This is a genomic window from Shewanella sp. M16 (genome assembly GCF_018224605.1).
In the GTDB taxonomy this organism is placed as follows: Bacteria; Pseudomonadota; Gammaproteobacteria; order Enterobacterales; family Shewanellaceae; genus Shewanella; species Shewanella oncorhynchi.
On sequence record NZ_JAGTUL010000001.1, the window covers coordinates 162,932 to 177,740 of the forward strand.

General features: G+C 45.8%; 12 protein-coding genes and 1 tRNA gene. 4 read left to right on the forward strand and 9 right to left on the reverse strand.

Annotated features, from left to right (window positions below):
- Positions 1–274: 274 nt before the first annotated feature.
- Positions 275–1,876: an ABC transporter ATP-binding protein gene (locus KFE26_RS00745; RefSeq protein ID WP_212599345.1), complete on the forward strand. Its 1,602-nt coding sequence runs from the start codon at positions 275–277 to the stop codon at positions 1,874–1,876.
- Positions 1,873–3,450: an ABC transporter ATP-binding protein gene (locus tag KFE26_RS00750; RefSeq protein WP_212599346.1), complete on the forward strand. Its 1,578-nt coding sequence runs from the start codon at positions 1,873–1,875 to the stop codon at positions 3,448–3,450. The genes KFE26_RS00745 and KFE26_RS00750 overlap by 4 nt, the downstream gene beginning before the upstream one ends.
- Before the next feature lie 284 nt (positions 3,451–3,734).
- Here the strand turns inward: KFE26_RS00750 and KFE26_RS00755 are convergent, their stop codons facing one another.
- From KFE26_RS00755 to KFE26_RS00765, 3 genes are all read right to left on the reverse strand, one after another.
- The gene (locus KFE26_RS00755; RefSeq protein ID WP_212599420.1) at positions 3,735–5,144 is read right to left on the reverse strand and encodes an ammonia-forming cytochrome c nitrite reductase subunit c552; all 1,410 of its coding nucleotides are present in this window, start codon (positions 5,142–5,144) and stop codon (positions 3,735–3,737) included.
- Positions 5,128–6,339, reverse strand: a complete 1,212-nt coding sequence (locus KFE26_RS00760) for an NnrS family protein (RefSeq protein WP_212599347.1) — start codon at positions 6,337–6,339, stop codon at positions 5,128–5,130. Before KFE26_RS00760 ends, KFE26_RS00755 begins: the two co-directional genes overlap by 17 nt.
- Before the next feature lie 671 nt (positions 6,340–7,010).
- Positions 7,011–7,087: transfer RNA gene (locus KFE26_RS00765), tRNA-Trp, on the reverse strand.
- Between the two features lie 381 nt (positions 7,088–7,468).
- On the opposite strand from KFE26_RS00765, the gene KFE26_RS00770 reads away from it, so the two are divergent.
- On the forward strand, positions 7,469–7,807 hold the full coding sequence (locus KFE26_RS00770; RefSeq protein WP_028761503.1) for a PBPRA1643 family SWIM/SEC-C metal-binding motif protein: 339 nt from the start codon (positions 7,469–7,471) through the stop codon (positions 7,805–7,807).
- Between the two features lie 105 nt (positions 7,808–7,912).
- Here the strand turns inward: KFE26_RS00770 and KFE26_RS00775 are convergent, their stop codons facing one another.
- Genes KFE26_RS00775 through KFE26_RS00790 form a run of 4 tightly spaced genes read right to left on the reverse strand, consistent with a single transcriptional unit; the run spans position 7,913 to position 10,953 of the window.
- Entirely contained in the window at positions 7,913–8,857 is a 945-nt protein-coding gene (locus tag KFE26_RS00775) for a hypothetical protein (protein WP_212599348.1), read from the reverse strand.
- Positions 8,858–8,897: 40 nt separating this feature from the next.
- A complete protein-coding gene (locus KFE26_RS00780) occupies positions 8,898–9,056 on the reverse strand; it encodes a hypothetical protein (protein WP_168822757.1) in 159 nt (52 codons plus the stop codon).
- Positions 9,053–9,985 (reverse strand): 3'-5' exonuclease, encoded by a 933-nt coding sequence (locus KFE26_RS00785; RefSeq protein WP_212599349.1) that lies wholly within the window; start codon positions 9,983–9,985, stop codon positions 9,053–9,055. The genes KFE26_RS00780 and KFE26_RS00785 overlap by 4 nt, the downstream gene beginning before the upstream one ends.
- Before the next feature lie 35 nt (positions 9,986–10,020).
- The gene (locus KFE26_RS00790) at positions 10,021–10,953 is read right to left on the reverse strand and encodes a DUF808 domain-containing protein (protein ID WP_105251669.1); all 933 of its coding nucleotides are present in this window, start codon (positions 10,951–10,953) and stop codon (positions 10,021–10,023) included.
- A 239-nt stretch (positions 10,954–11,192) separates the two neighbouring features.
- Between KFE26_RS00790 and rpiA the strand changes: the two genes are divergently transcribed.
- Positions 11,193–11,855 (forward strand): ribose-5-phosphate isomerase RpiA, encoded by a 663-nt coding sequence (rpiA, locus tag KFE26_RS00795; RefSeq protein WP_028761507.1) that lies wholly within the window; start codon positions 11,193–11,195, stop codon positions 11,853–11,855.
- A gap of 194 nt (positions 11,856–12,049) precedes the next feature.
- On the opposite strand, the gene KFE26_RS00800 is transcribed toward rpiA, so the two are convergent.
- Positions 12,050–13,240: a class I SAM-dependent rRNA methyltransferase gene (locus KFE26_RS00800; RefSeq protein WP_212599350.1), complete on the reverse strand. Its 1,191-nt coding sequence runs from the start codon at positions 13,238–13,240 to the stop codon at positions 12,050–12,052.
- 302 nt (positions 13,241–13,542) lie between these two features.
- Positions 13,543–14,733 carry an endonuclease/exonuclease/phosphatase family protein gene (locus KFE26_RS00805; protein ID WP_212599351.1) on the reverse strand — a complete coding sequence of 397 codons (1,191 nt, stop codon included), beginning with the start codon at positions 14,731–14,733 and terminating at the stop codon, positions 13,543–13,545.
- Between the last annotated feature and the right edge of the window lie 76 nt (positions 14,734–14,809).

Sequence of the window (14,809 nt, forward strand, 5' to 3'; positions counted from 1 at the left end):
TTATCAATTATATTATCGCCGTTCAAAAGATTTATCAACGCTGTGTTGATAAATAAAAATGACCGCTTAATATGGTCGCCATCTCATGGCGGTTCAATTTTTATGAAACAAGGAATTTGGCTCGTGGATGTTCATTTGCCCATAAACTCTGGCACTCAGACTATTTTTTACTCTGCAATATCAAGACTTCATCGCTTCATTGGCCTTGTGTTAATCACACTTTCCAGACTGAAGCCCAGCCTGTTCCACTTCGATTTTTTAGGTGAACATTAAAATGCAGCGACTTTTCAGTCCCACTTCAACATTAGCCTTCGCCCTACGTCCGGCGATTCCCGCACTCACTTTCGGAATGCTGCTAGCGGCAGGTGCTGGCGTGATGGCACTAAGTGCACTCTGGTGCGTAATACAGCTTATTGCTGGCCATCACTCGCTATGGTTAGCGGGGGCGCTCATATTTGGGGTCGCGTCAGCGTTGCTATCAGCTGGCGCATCTTGGGTTAACCACAATGCTGAGGCGCAATTTTCTGGAAGATTAAGGCGTCATGTTGCAGCGCATCTTGTCAGGCTGCCACCAAGTACCTTGGCAAAATATAAGGGCGAAAAGTTAAAGCGATTAATGGTCGATGACATAGCGTCATTGCATCATATGATCGCGCATTTACCCTCAGAGTTAGCGACCTTTATCATTGTCCCTGCCATCACTATTGGTTTGCTGATCTTAAGCGCGGGCTTAGTTGCATTACTTGCCCTTATCCCAGGTCTAGTCGCAGCGCTTTTCTATTTGGTGGTGATCCCAAGGCTTGCAGCAAAACAGGGGGAAGCACGAGTCAATGTGATGGGAAATATCACTGCAGCAGTAGATGACTACGCCCGTGGTGCGCCTGTATTTCGCATTTATGGCGTACAAACTGGTGCTATGGCCGATTACCAAAAGGCAACGACACATTTTATTGAGGATATTCTTGAGCGGGTAAGCAAGGTATCAACTTCAGTCGCCGTGGCCACATCACTACTGCAGGCTGTCTGTACTTTTGCCATTGTCTATGCCATCGGGTATGAATGGCCCCCAGAAAACCTTGCTGCAGCCTTGTTCTTCAGTCTGGCCATAGTCACGCCAGCCCTAAAGCTCGGGCATGGGCTAGATTATCTCGCCACGGGCCGCGCTGCCGCTCAGCGGCTAACTGATTTTCTTGAGCAGTCGAGAGTCCCTGTTGGTAGCGGCAATATTGAGCTTAATACACCTATGCCGCTCACCCTCACGAATGTTGTGCCTTCACTGTCTACAAGCAATCAATCTGTGCCCATTAACTATCAATTTAGATCTGACAGAGTGACGGCAGTTACAGGGATCAGTGGTGTTGGCAAATCCACATTACTGCGCTTATTAGCTGGCATGGAGCCGCTAAATGCCGGAGATATTCGACTCGCTGGTATTGCACTCAAAGAGATGGATGAAGCCTCGATTAATCGCGCGATCATGCTATTACCACAAAGTGCGGGACTACTGGCGACCTCCATCGCCGACAATCTCGCGCTCACCGCACCTTGTGCCACGGATGACGATTACTTAGCAGCATTACACTGCGCGCAATTGGACAAACCCTTAAATACTCATGCAAGCACACTGTCTGGCGGTGAAATACAACGCGTGAATCTTGCCCGTGTGTTTCTTTCAACTGCTAGGGTGATATTGCTTGATGAACCCACATCGGCCCTAGACAGCGAAACGGCGTTTAACGTGTTCACAGCACTACGCCATCACGCAAAAACAAACCACAAAACCATTGTGATGGTCACCCATGACTTAACGCTTGCCGAGCTGGCGGATGACAAGCTCGCACTCAAGCATCATCACAGGGAAGGAGAAGGCCAATGATAAATCGTCCCCAAGATTACGCAGCCATAAAGCACTTAATACCTGTTGCCTGCGGTTGGGCTGTGGCGGCCATATTGGAAGCCGCATGCTACATTCAACTGGCTTTAGCCATTATTGAGCAGCAATCACCGCAAAAAGTGCTATCGATTGCCGCAATAACCATACTCACTACAATACTGGCTTCGCGTTCAGGTTTTTGGGCTGGCGCAAGGCTGGCCAATGCGCTCTACAGTGCATTAGGCACGACCATGCAACAAGCTAAACTCTCTTGGTTTACACCGAGTGTCAGGACACTACTCATAGAAACTGTCTCTCGAAGTATTCCTGGCTTTATGAGTATTCCGGCACATCAATTTCAGGTATTTATTCATGCACCGCTTATTCCGCTCTGCATTACCTTTGGCATAGGATTGATCGGTGGCATACCACTGGTACTGATGTTGGCTAGCTTGTTGCTGGTGTCATTTGTGATTCAGAGTATGTCGCAACGAGCCCTTGCCCGCGCAGATATGGACCGAAACAACACTGAATTGGCAGCAGATCAGTCAACCCTTGAACTGATCGACCACTTAGAGTTACTGCGTACAGCAGCAGGATATAGCGGCGCAACAACACGGTTAGAGCAAAACTGGCAAACACAAGAAATCGCATTAGAACGAACTAATCGCGCCGCTGCTATAGCAACATTACTGTCGGCTATCGCCAGCTTTTTACCTATTGCAGGCATGGCACTCTATCTGGTGCTATCCGGTATAAACAATACGACAATGCTGCTCGCTGTTTTGATGTTGACCATGCGCGCGGCGGCGCCACTTGAGACTCTCGCCGTGGCGGCAATAAGCATTAATGATCAGCTAGCGGCTATTAAACACTATCGACAAGCGACTCATGCGCCAACGCTCAAAGAGCCAAGCCAAGCGCAGCAAAAGACACCGAACAATCATACAATCGAATTGAATAACGTAACATTTCCCCCTGCGGTGCAAAATATCAATGCCACTATCGAGCCAGGTGAACGCGTACTGATTTGTGGCCCGAGCGGTTCAGGTAAAACCAGCTTACTTAAGCTATTGATGCGCTTTGATGATCCCACCCTAGGCCTGATCACTTTGGGCAAGGTGCCGCTCACGTCAGTTCCCGCAACTGAACTTGCCCGCTTTTTCGCCTATGTGCCGCAGGATCCACTCATCTTTACAGGCACCATTGCCAGTAACATTCGTATTGGTAACCCTGATGCCGACGATCAAGCCGTAGATAAAGCGGCACGCCAAGTGGCGCTGGATGAAGTATTAGACAGATCAAAACTGGGCATTTACCAAGAAGTCGGCCTGCAAGGCGCAGGGTTATCGGGAGGGGAACGCCAAAGGCTTGCCTTAGCACGCGCGCTTATCAAAAATGCGCCGATTCTGATAATGGATGAGGCCACCTCGGCATTGGATGAAGAGACAGAAAAGCATGTAGCCAAGGCTATTTGCGAACAGAGTTGTACATTGGTTTTAGTTTCGCACCGAAACCAATCACTTTGGCAGCCAACCAAGATAATAGAATTTCATCAATCAGTTGCCTCAAAGTAGGATCGGCTTTCTACGCATTAGAAAACTGAATTACAGATGTCAGACACAGATTACAGTGATTAATTTGTCGTTATTGACCACATCTCAATGAGTTATGTACTGCAGCCGAAATGACATGAATCATTTCGACTGCAGTTATTGCTCGTGCAAATAAGATGAGCATCGCTGTAGAACCGACCAAGCCTTGTTGGCATAACGCTCACTGAATCAAAGCATAAATACTCGAACTTCCTCTCGCTTTTGAGCTTTAAAATCCCTCAAATTATCAGCCACCCGTTAATAAACTAATAACCATATTTTGCGACAGGGTGCCAGTTTTTATTAACATCATCTTCAATAAACTTTTGTTTTTCTTTGATTAAATCCGATTCAACTAACCCTATCGCTTGATGGGCCTTTTCCTTAGTACTGATATCTGGATAACTAACTTGAGTCACGTTAAGTTGCTTCAATATTCCAGTGAGCAGATGACGTGCTTCGTTCGCTTGTTCGATGGCTTTATCTAAAAGCTGCTTACCTTCTTGTGGATTATGTGCATACAAACCATGTGAAGACATGGCAAAGTCCCAGCGCCACTGACTGTGTCGTATCGCCATAATTGGCTCATTCATATTCTCCCATTTAGCACCTGCATCCCATGCCGCTTTGGCTTCATAGTGGGCTTTGACGAGCAGAGCTTCAACTTCGCGAGCTTTGGTCTCAATCGTTAATTTATTGGCCGCGAGCTTGGTTTCAATTTTGGTTTTACTGCTATGGCAGCCACTGCAACTGTTATCAAAATGCGGTAAGGCTTTATCAACTTTATGGCTAGTAAATTCAACACCTTTTGCATCCTGCTGGGTAGGCATATGGCAGGTAATGCAAGTGACACCGACTTCGGCATGTTTACTGCGACTCCAGTGTTCAAACTCAGGATGACGTGCTTTGAGTATGGGCGTTTTCGAAAGAGGATGGATCCATTCGAAGAAGCGGCGAGTGTCATAATATTTTTCAATATCGTCGGCTGTGCTGCCAAAAATCCAGGGAATATTAACAACATTACTTTTTTCCGGACGGAAATAGTAAGTGACATGACATTGACCACATACCTGTGCACCTTGCATATCGGTATCTTGTTTATCGAATGGCAGGTGAATTTTAGCCATAGCCTCTTGGGCATGAGGACGAGGTAAAGTTAACTTATTAGTGCCAGATTCATGGCAATCACTGCAATACACTACGCTTTGGATCTCTTTGCCCAGATCGGTAAAGTTTTTAGCGGAGTATCCTTCAAATCCCAGTTGTTCAATCAATCTAGGGGCATCCGGTGTCTTGCAGGTCCAACAACTGGCGGATAATCCTTTCTCTCCTGCCTTAGGGGGGACACCTGTACGTAAAGTATGCGTCACATCAGCAACGGCAAAATGGTGCCCACGTGGGCTATGGTACTCTTTGGCATAGGAAGATCCTGCCCAGAGTATGATGCTGGCGGGATAATTGGCGAGCATATCCTCACGCTCGACCTGTTCAGAGGTCGCTTGCCAAGAATGATATTGGTTAGGGTATTTTTGTTGATTGCTAGTATCGGAAGCCGCTACAGATGTACATGTAGTTATGGCGAGCAAGCAAATCATTTTTAGCAATGTGACTGTTTTAAAATAAGTTTTCACTTTGTATCCTTTTGTCCTAACATCAATATTAACCTGGGCGCCCATCAATACGGGGGCGAGAAAGTATCGGCAAGTAATGCCATACAAACAGTGCAAATGCGATAAACCAGCAACTGCCAGCCAACCATAACCAGACTTGGGTGTGGGCCGGAAACCAGATGGGCATTAGCGCCCTGAGCAGTGCCGCTAACGGTAGGCAAATAAATGCCAAGATCATCTTAGGGCCCTCATAAATATTTCGACTTGTGTGCCCGAGTGACACTCTGGAAATCATCGAAAGACACAGGGTAGCCATACAACCAATAGCAAATAGGTGAAGCAAACTACGATAGGCATATTCATTATCGAGATACCAACTCATGGCTAACAGGCTGAGTGGCAACATTAAATAGGCAAGATGCAAGGACCACAACATAGGTTCCTTAAGTGTTTTATGGGGTAACCAGCGTGCAAATCGGACCATCTGCAAGAGCCCCGCAATGAGCAGTAAACCTCGCTCGACTTCCAGAGGTATAAGGTGGATGAGTGATTGAATGACGAGCAAGATCATCGTCAGGATCAGCGGGTATTCAATCCAAGTTAAGGGATCTGCTTTAGTGGCCTTAATGCGCATCGCGGTAAAGAATGGAATGACACGCCCACCGACTATGGTGATAAGTAAGGCTAACCACCATAACATCGCCTGCCAGATCTGGTTGGCAAGAATAAAGTCGCGTTCAAATAAAGCGTAATAGCTGACATTGTTAATCACGAGTGCGGCAAACAACATGATCGGAAAACCAATATTGCGCCATTGCTTCACCTTATAAATGCAGCGCCATAAAGTAAGGCTTGCCATACCAAGGAACAATGAATCAAAAAAGGCAGGCAAAATGAGCGGAACTTGCATTGGGAGTAAGAGTAATAATCGTGCCAGTAACCAGCAGCTAAAGGTCAATGCGAGTGGCCATCCCTTTAATGTGGGTTGGTTGGTCCAATTTTGAACGGCAGTCAGCAAAAATCCACACACAATTGCCATAGCGAAACCGAACAGCATTTCATGTGGATGCCACCATAGCGGCAATATCTTGCTCCAAAAGGATGAAGGGAAAAAGCTATATTGGGGAGTAAACCAAGTTAATAGCCACAAAGGGACATATAGCGCAGCTAATATTGCTCCCCCAAGGAAAAAAGGTCTAAAGCCTAAGCGCCATAACGCATGAGTACGTTCGGTTTGTGTAGGATCATCAATATTTAGCATAGTTGTTAGCCGAGTAGCAGAACGATGATGAACACACTTAAGATGCATTCAATATAGCCCTTATGTTGTACTGTTATGACCTTCAATTCAAACTAAATCTTAGATTTTGGAACTAAGCTCCCAAAGATGAACAAAAAATAAAGTGTCGTGGAATAACCATTTCTGACGGCTAATAGGCTTAATCAATGTACTGCGGGTTCATGACGGACAAAGGTTCAATGCAAACTTTTACACAGGTAACGGCACAAACAGTCACACATTGGTAAATTTTAGATGGGAGAAATACCGTTTTGATTTAAATAACCGTGGCTCTGATTGGCCTATCTTATTTCGAACACAGCCAAGACTTTGATAGCACAGGCAGCTCAATTTATAACGGCGATAACAGTTGCAGATGATTATGTGGTAACTCGCTTTAGCGTCGATTATCAAGCTAAAAACTGGCGGATTAGTGACTTCGCCAACAACCTATTTGATGAACAAGCATTGACAGCAAATGAGCCTACTACCGCAGTTATGTGGAGGGTTACGACAGAAAAATGGAAATAGTACCAGCAATTGGTAGCGTTAAAAAATGGCAAGTTATTCAATCCAAGCAAAATCATTTTTTACGCTTTATTCAACACAAAATAAAACGGCTCGCATATTTCTATGCAAGCCGTTGTTTTATTTGGCAGGGGTGGCAGGACTCGAACCCGCAACCATCGGTTTTGGAGACCGCTGTTCTACCAATTGGAACTACACCCCTGTTGACGTGGGGCATTATGCTAAAAGCACTTCCAAAGGTAAAGTACTTTTTATGGCAAAACTCATTAACTGAAGGTTTTTCAAACAAGTTAGGCTATTGCTGTTGATTTAACTGCCACTGAGATTAAAAAGCCATCGCATATTAGCTTAATGACGTAGTAGATACTTAGTTTAGAGCCCATAGGTTAATAGTAACTCGACTAAATGATCCCACAACAAATCAGTTTGATGACGTCGAATAAGTGTGCCGTTTCGGCCATTTTGAGGTGCTTAAGGGTTAAAGACGCGCATTTATCGAAAAAAGATCTGAGTTCGATTTATAAAATCGGCGTTTTATAGTATAAGCATCGTCAATTTCATACACAGCTCGACGGAACCACTCATGTCTGACAAATTTTTCTTCAAGGGTCGTAAAACCCCTAAGCCGAAGCACGAAAGCTATGGCTACAACACTAAGCGTGCCGCTAAACCGGGTACAGAAGCATTACCATTACAATTAATTGTTGCCGACGAAGCGCGTAAACTCGAAGTTGCCGCGATTGTTGCCGAACACCAGCTGTTCGCCAATATCGAAGTCAATGCCGACGTCGCTGAAGATATTGTTGAATTAGAAGGTTTATTAAATAAGCCTAAGACCACGACTTTCGAGAAAAAACCGAATCGTAACGAGCCTTGCGTTTGTGGTAGCGGTCAAAAATTCAAGAAGTGCTGCGGCAAGTAAGCGCTTTCATCAGCGTATATAGATAGGGACTTTTGCTGTAACGCTTTTGTGCGTCGGGAATCGCCCCTTTTCTCCCCTCTTTTTAGTTTCTCTCCCCAAAGCCAATTAATCTTCCAACTTTGAGATAAAAATCCGCTGCAAATCGTTATTCCATAGCTGAATAATTTTGCGGGTCTTTTCTTTATTCCAAAAACATTTACCAAATAAAATCAAACCCGCACCTTCAAAGCAGCGTTTATCTTCTATTTCAAATTGCGCTAATAATGGTTGCTTTATCCCATCGATAGGAATGCCGATATCTTTGCTGTCGGCGGGGTTAAGCCAACTCATCGTCGGGTCAGTGTGGGATATCGTGCCCCAATACATGCGGGGTTTATTATCGCTTGGGTCCGCATCGGCAAAATTGACAAACAGGTTCTTCGCCCGCCAACGGTATTTTCGCTCAGCGTCTGTGTATACCCAGAGATCTGATTTTGCTAAATCTGTACCGCGCAATAAACTGTGGAGTAACTTTTCGAGCCCTTGGCTAGGCACTCGTTTTTCAGTGGTATGTTCAGCGGTGTTAACTTGGTAGCCTGTTTTCGACTCTTGTATCCGATCATCCACTGACGATGCAACAGACGCTTTCGATGACTCAGGCATAGAGGACAATTTAGGCGTTGGCTCAGTCTTGCCGCTTAATGCCTGTGTTGTCGAAACTTTGTTTGCAGGCGTATGGCGACGAGGTTTACGGCTAAAATCGATCATTAACGCATCGGCATCCACCAGCTGTTGCTGCACTTCGAGGGCATCTTGTTCTTCACGGGATTTTTGTGCCGAAGGTTTAAATTCAATGCAATCAGCTTGGTGATATCGCGAGCCAAAACAAGCGGCTTTACCGTCTTTTGAGGCTTTACGGAAATATGCTTTACCACCGCAGGCGGGGCAAATTAACCATTGCCGCAAACGCTCGATATCCTCATCGGGTAATTGTTGAAACTTAAAAACACTATAAGTCGTTCTCGCAATTAAATGATCCTCTGTTTCGAGTTCACAAATAGCATCTAACATAGTGTTCTCCTTTATTTTCGACTGCTGGCAATACCGCTATCTATGCCCAAGCATTAATCCCAAAAGTGATAACACTTAACAGAAGCAAGATGCCAAGTACGCGGTAAATCAAACCTAAAGTACTGGTGCCTTGTGAGCTCGCATCCGAATGTAATGACATGATTTTAACTTTTGCGGCATCTTGGGTTTTGTGTTTCATTCTGCATCCTTAAAATATTTCGCCAATGGCACTATCAAACTTGAAGGAATTGATAATGCGGCTTTTGCGGCACTCGATGCATGATAAAAGGGTGTCAGTTGAGTGATTAACGCGTTGAAGCATTTGAGTGCGGCCAAGGCATCGGCGGCGGCATAATGAATTTGCGCACTGGATAACGGCACGTGCTGCCAATTCGATAAGGTGACTTTTTTAGGTTTGTCGATACGTACACCCAAAAGCGCCGCAACTAACTGGCGCGTCCCCATTTCCTTCTCCGCTCCAAGTTGAGCCAGTGCCCAATTTAAATCTAATGTTGAGGCGACATTAATGCCCCATTGCCGCCTGAGAGCGTGTGCATCACTGCGTAAACCAACCCCGACTTTGAGTATGGTTTCATCTTCTAATAAGGCTTTTAACTGGGTGAATTGCTCACCCAAAATGGCATGCTGAAATAAATAACAGGTATCCACTGTCGCGATTTGAATAAGACTCAAGGGATGTTGCACGCCGCGCTCAAAGCTTGCACGGGTTTCAGTATCAAAACCTAAGACTTGCTCAGCCTGTAATAGTGCTAATACTGTATTAAACTCCGACGGCTCAACTACCTCGATGCGGACATGTTGAAATTCAAAAGCTGCTAACGCTGCAAGTTCAATATCATCAATACGTGTAGTCAAAGCGATACGTTGCTGCAGCCACAAATATGCCCACTGACGCTGCGCTTGAAGTTGAGTTTTAGCTTTAATTGCATTTTCAGCCTTGGCCGATACCTGCTCACTTTTCTGCAGCTCGGTCAAGGCATTGAGGTTATCAAGATAAGCCGTGCCAGCAGCATCCATTGCCGCCATTAACCCATCGGCATCTTTGCCAAACTCTTTACGTAACCAAGCCAGCTTACTCGGGGAGACACAGTACTTCATTAACTTCATCGTGCTCATCCTTGATGGTTGATGCGCGCAGCTAGTTAACTACGCAATTTCTGTATTCCTGTCATCGCAATAAGTGCAACAGCGCCAGCAACGACACCAAATAAGCCATTAAGAATACTTGGCGTCAGCACAGCAAACACAGGTCCAACAACACCAATGGCAGCAACCGCTTGTTCAGCATGGTGGATTTGCTCGCCGACTAGGTGTAGGCCATGAGTTAAAATCCCACCGCCCACCATAAACATGGCTGCAGTGCCAATAATCGTTAAACTTTTCATTAATACGGGAGCTGCGCTCAATAAACCAAAACCTAATTTACGGTTCATTTGAGTTAATACAGAGGCACCTTCACGTTGACTCAAGTACAAACCCGCATCATCCATTTTCACAATTGCCGCCACTAAGCCATACACGCCTATGGTCATGACGATCCCAATGACAGCTAACGTAAAAAACTGTGTCGATAGAGATTTGTCCGCCACGATACCAAGGGTAATTGCAATAATTTCCGCCGATAACACAAAGTCGGTACGAATCGCCCCTTTGACTTTTTCGGCCTCGTAGGCGGCGAAATCTTTAATCTCAGGTAACTCATTCTCTACTTGGGTTTCGTGTTGTTGCTGGCCTTTTCTATGGCTATAGCTGTGATGCAGTTTTTCAAACCCTTCGTAACATAAAAACAGTCCACCAAACATTAATAAAGGGGTGACAGCCCAGGGAATAAAAGCGCTGATAAGCATTGCTGCTGGCACTAAAATCAACTTATTACGGAATGATCCCTTGGCCACCGCCCACACGACGGGTAATTCACGATCGGCGCTTACGCCCGTCACTTGCTGGGCATTGAGGGCTAAATCATCCCCCAGTACACCCGCGGTTTTCTTTGCCGCCACTTTACTCATTACCGCTACGTCATCCAAAATCGATGCGATATCGTCAAGTAAGGTTAATAAACTCGCTCCTGCCATGCTAAATCCTCAATAAATCATTCTACTTTTGCCATAGTAGCTTAGTTAGATTAGTTGCGTATAGCGAAATGCTTTCCAACTTAACTGCTTAAGTTACTTACGTTATTGGGACTGCTTGCTAATGTGAAAATGCCAGCAATCTAGATCACACCCACGGTGGAATTGCGCCACATTATTTATCGGAAAAGAGTATACTAAGCCCAGAATTTTTTACTCATTTGCCGTTACAGGATGTCAACATGACTCAAGATGAAATGAAAAAAGCTGCCGGTTGGGCCGCACTTAAGTACGTTGAAAAAGACAGCATTGTTGGTGTTGGTACGGGTTCGACTGTGAATCACTTTATCGATGCACTGGCGACCATGAAAGCCGATATCGAAGGCGCAGTCTCTAGCTCTGAGGCATCAACTCAGAAAATGAAAGCGCTGGGTATTCCCGTTTATGACTTAAACAGCGTCGATCGTTTATCTGTCTATGTGGACGGTGCCGATGAAATCAACGACCGCATGGATATGATTAAAGGTGGCGGCGCGGCATTAACTCGCGAGAAAATTGTCGCGGCTGTGGCTGAGAAGTTTATCTGTATCGTTGATAACACTAAGCAAGTCGACATACTAGGCGAATTTCCACTACCCGTAGAAGTCATTCCGATGGCACGCTCTTATGTGGCGCGTCAACTCGTTAAACTTGGCGGCGATCCTGTGTACCGTGAAGGCGTTGTGACCGATAACGGCAACGTGATCCTCGATGTGTACAATCTTAAGATCCTTAATCCAAAAGAATTAGAAAGTCAGATCAATGAGATAGTCGGTGTAGTGACTAACGGTTTGTTTGCCAAACGCGGGGCGGATGTGTTACTCGTTGGCACCCCTGATGGCGTAAAAACCTTTACCGCCAAATAAGTTAAGCGTTAACACTCACATCCCAGTCACACGGCTGCAGATGTAAAAAACACTGTCAAAATACGCTGTAAAAATGCCAGCCACTTTTTTCAAAGGGCTGGCATTTTTTATGGTTCTTTTTATAGCTCTTTTTTATAGTTAAATGTTATCTAACTCAGCTGCCCATCGCAGACAGCTTATATCAAACGCTTGGCTTACCAAGCTCTGGCGACTAGACCTTTTAAGTAGAATCCTTCTGGGAAGGCGCTACCGATAGGGTGATCGCTCGCTTGGCTTAAGCGTTCAATAAACTGGATTTCACGTTTAGCATCGAGCGCGGCATCGGCCACAATTTTTTGGAACAGATCCGCAGGCATTAATCCTGAGCAAGAGAAGGTCAATAACACGCCGCCCGGATTCAACAACTGCAATGCAATCATATTGATGTCTTTATAACCACGGCAAGCCCCGTTTAACTGTGCCTTGTTATCGGCAAACTTAGGCGGGTCGAGCACAATCACATCAAAGGTTTTGCCTTCATCACGGTACTGGCGCAACAACTTGAACACATCGGCTTCGTTGTAATGCACATTGTCATCACTCAAACCGTTCACTTGCATATTGAGGCGCGCTGTCGCCAAGGCTAGAGAAGACACATCGACGTTTTCAATGCTGGCAGCGCCTGCTTTCGCGGCATACAAACCAAAGGTGCCTGTGTAGCAGAAACAGTTCAATACGGATTTATCTTTCACAAAACGGGCGGCAATGGCGCGGTTATCACGTTGATCGAGATAGAAACCTGTTTTATGGCCTTTGATCACATCGACGGAGATCTTGATGCCGTTTTCTTCGATAATCACCGGCATTTCTGGCAGCGTACCGTGCAGTAAACCCGTAACAGGCAGCAGGCCTTCTTTCTTGCGGGAATCCACATCGGAACGTTCATAGATAGCACAATCAGGATATTGCTCAGCCAATAACTCAACTAAGGTATCGCGCCATAAATCAGCACCTGTGCTCAGTAACTGACACACCAGCACATTGGCATATCTGTCGATGGTAATTCCAGGTAAACCATCGGACTCAGCAGCCACTAAACGGTAACCTGTTAAGCCTTGCTCGCGGATTAGATCGTTACGGCCGATTTGCGCCCGCTGTAAACGTCTGGCAAAAAACGCGCGATCAATTTCTTCTTCGCGATCGAAAGTCCAAATCCGCACTTGAATTTGCGACTCAGGCGACCAAGCACCACGACCTAACCAATGACCATCATGCGCGACCACATCGACTGTCTCACCCGCGTCAGGTTTTCCCTTAATGTTATGAATAGCATTGGAAAATACCCAAGGATGGCGACGCTCGAGTGACTTCTCGCGGCCGGGTTTAAGTTTGATTCTGATAGCCATAGTTGCCTTTAAAAATAGTGCCGCCACTAAAAAGGGCTGCTGTCTAAAAAATGGGAAACGGATGATATACCCAATGTCACCTAAGTGCGAGTACCGAACGCGCCGCAGCGCTTATTTTCCATCATCCACGGGTGGCCGATCATACCTTATTTTAACGGTTAATTCTGAATGATATTCATGCGAAATGATGTTGGAATGGTTAATGAAACAACGATAACAAAACCGTAGCGAGAAGATGCATGCGCGATAAAGACAACTGACATGATTTGAAATAAGACGAATTAATAAGCAAACACGAGAACTTAGCTACGTAGCGCTAACTCAACAATGACGGGCGCATGGTCAGTACTGTAGGCGTCGCGTTCATATTCAGGTCTGACTAAGTGTCTATCGCAGGTCTGATAATCTACGACTTGCGCTAAACTGCGGCCATGGCTCGCATCAAACTCACTCGAAAGCAAAATATAATCCAGCACTGAACCTTTAGGGCCATAGTAATGGGTCGCCGCTCGGTGTTCCCTATGGTAAGCGGTATTGCCCGTCAAACTGTCCCTCAAGTTCGCTTCAATAAATAACTCATAGGCATCCTTAAGTTGATACTGAGCAAACACCGCCGCTAACGCCGCATCCGATAAATGCCCAAGGCCCGCGGCTTTAATGTCATTACTGTGAATGCTCTCGCCCTGTATCGTTAACGCATCTAAGGCGCCCATTGTCAGACTGTCATTAAAGTCCCCCATCACTATGACGGGATGTTTAGATTCTTGCCTGCGTACCAATATGCCATTGAATAATAACGCAGCTTCCGCGCCGCGCTGCATGGTAGATGCCCAGCGACCTAAGGCTTGCTCCGTGAGTAATTGGGTTTCTGAATGCAGTTTCATGCTCGCTGCGGGCGCTAAATTATCTAAACTAAGTGGCTGATGCCCGAGAGGCTGATGTTCAAATAGCTTAGGCTCGAGCGCTAATCCGGCACGTTTTGACTTAAAGTGCACCACATAATAGTCACACTTGCCGATGTGTGGCACTTCAACGGTTGCCCGCAGCACCTTACGGCTAAAGGCAAATTCACTCGATAATCCCATGGCTGCCACTAAACGCGCATCAGGTTCGACACTGCTGATTTCCACTATGGGATAACGGGAGGCAAGCGCGACCACAGGGCTGCGATAAATGTAATCACTGATAAGAGTTGGCTCATCAACGACCGCAAAATACCCTAGACCTTGCTCGCGAGCGATTCGCTTAAGCGGGTCAGGGCTAAACACTTCTTGAAATCCCACAATATCGGGCTGGCGATGTGCGAGAAACTCACTCAACCACTGACACTTTTTCTGCCATTGCCCATGGCTATAGATATTTTCAAAATCATAGTAAGCCAAAGGCGGCTCAATAAAGTTAAACAGATTGATACTGGCGATCTTGATATTCGCGGTGCACTTATGATCGATAGGTGCAGCCATTGATTCCAACTCATCGATATTGTGTGCCACAGCTTAATACCCCCAAAATCTGAATACAGCAAACTCTCTTAATCTGACTTAATCTGACTTAATCTGAGTGAGCACA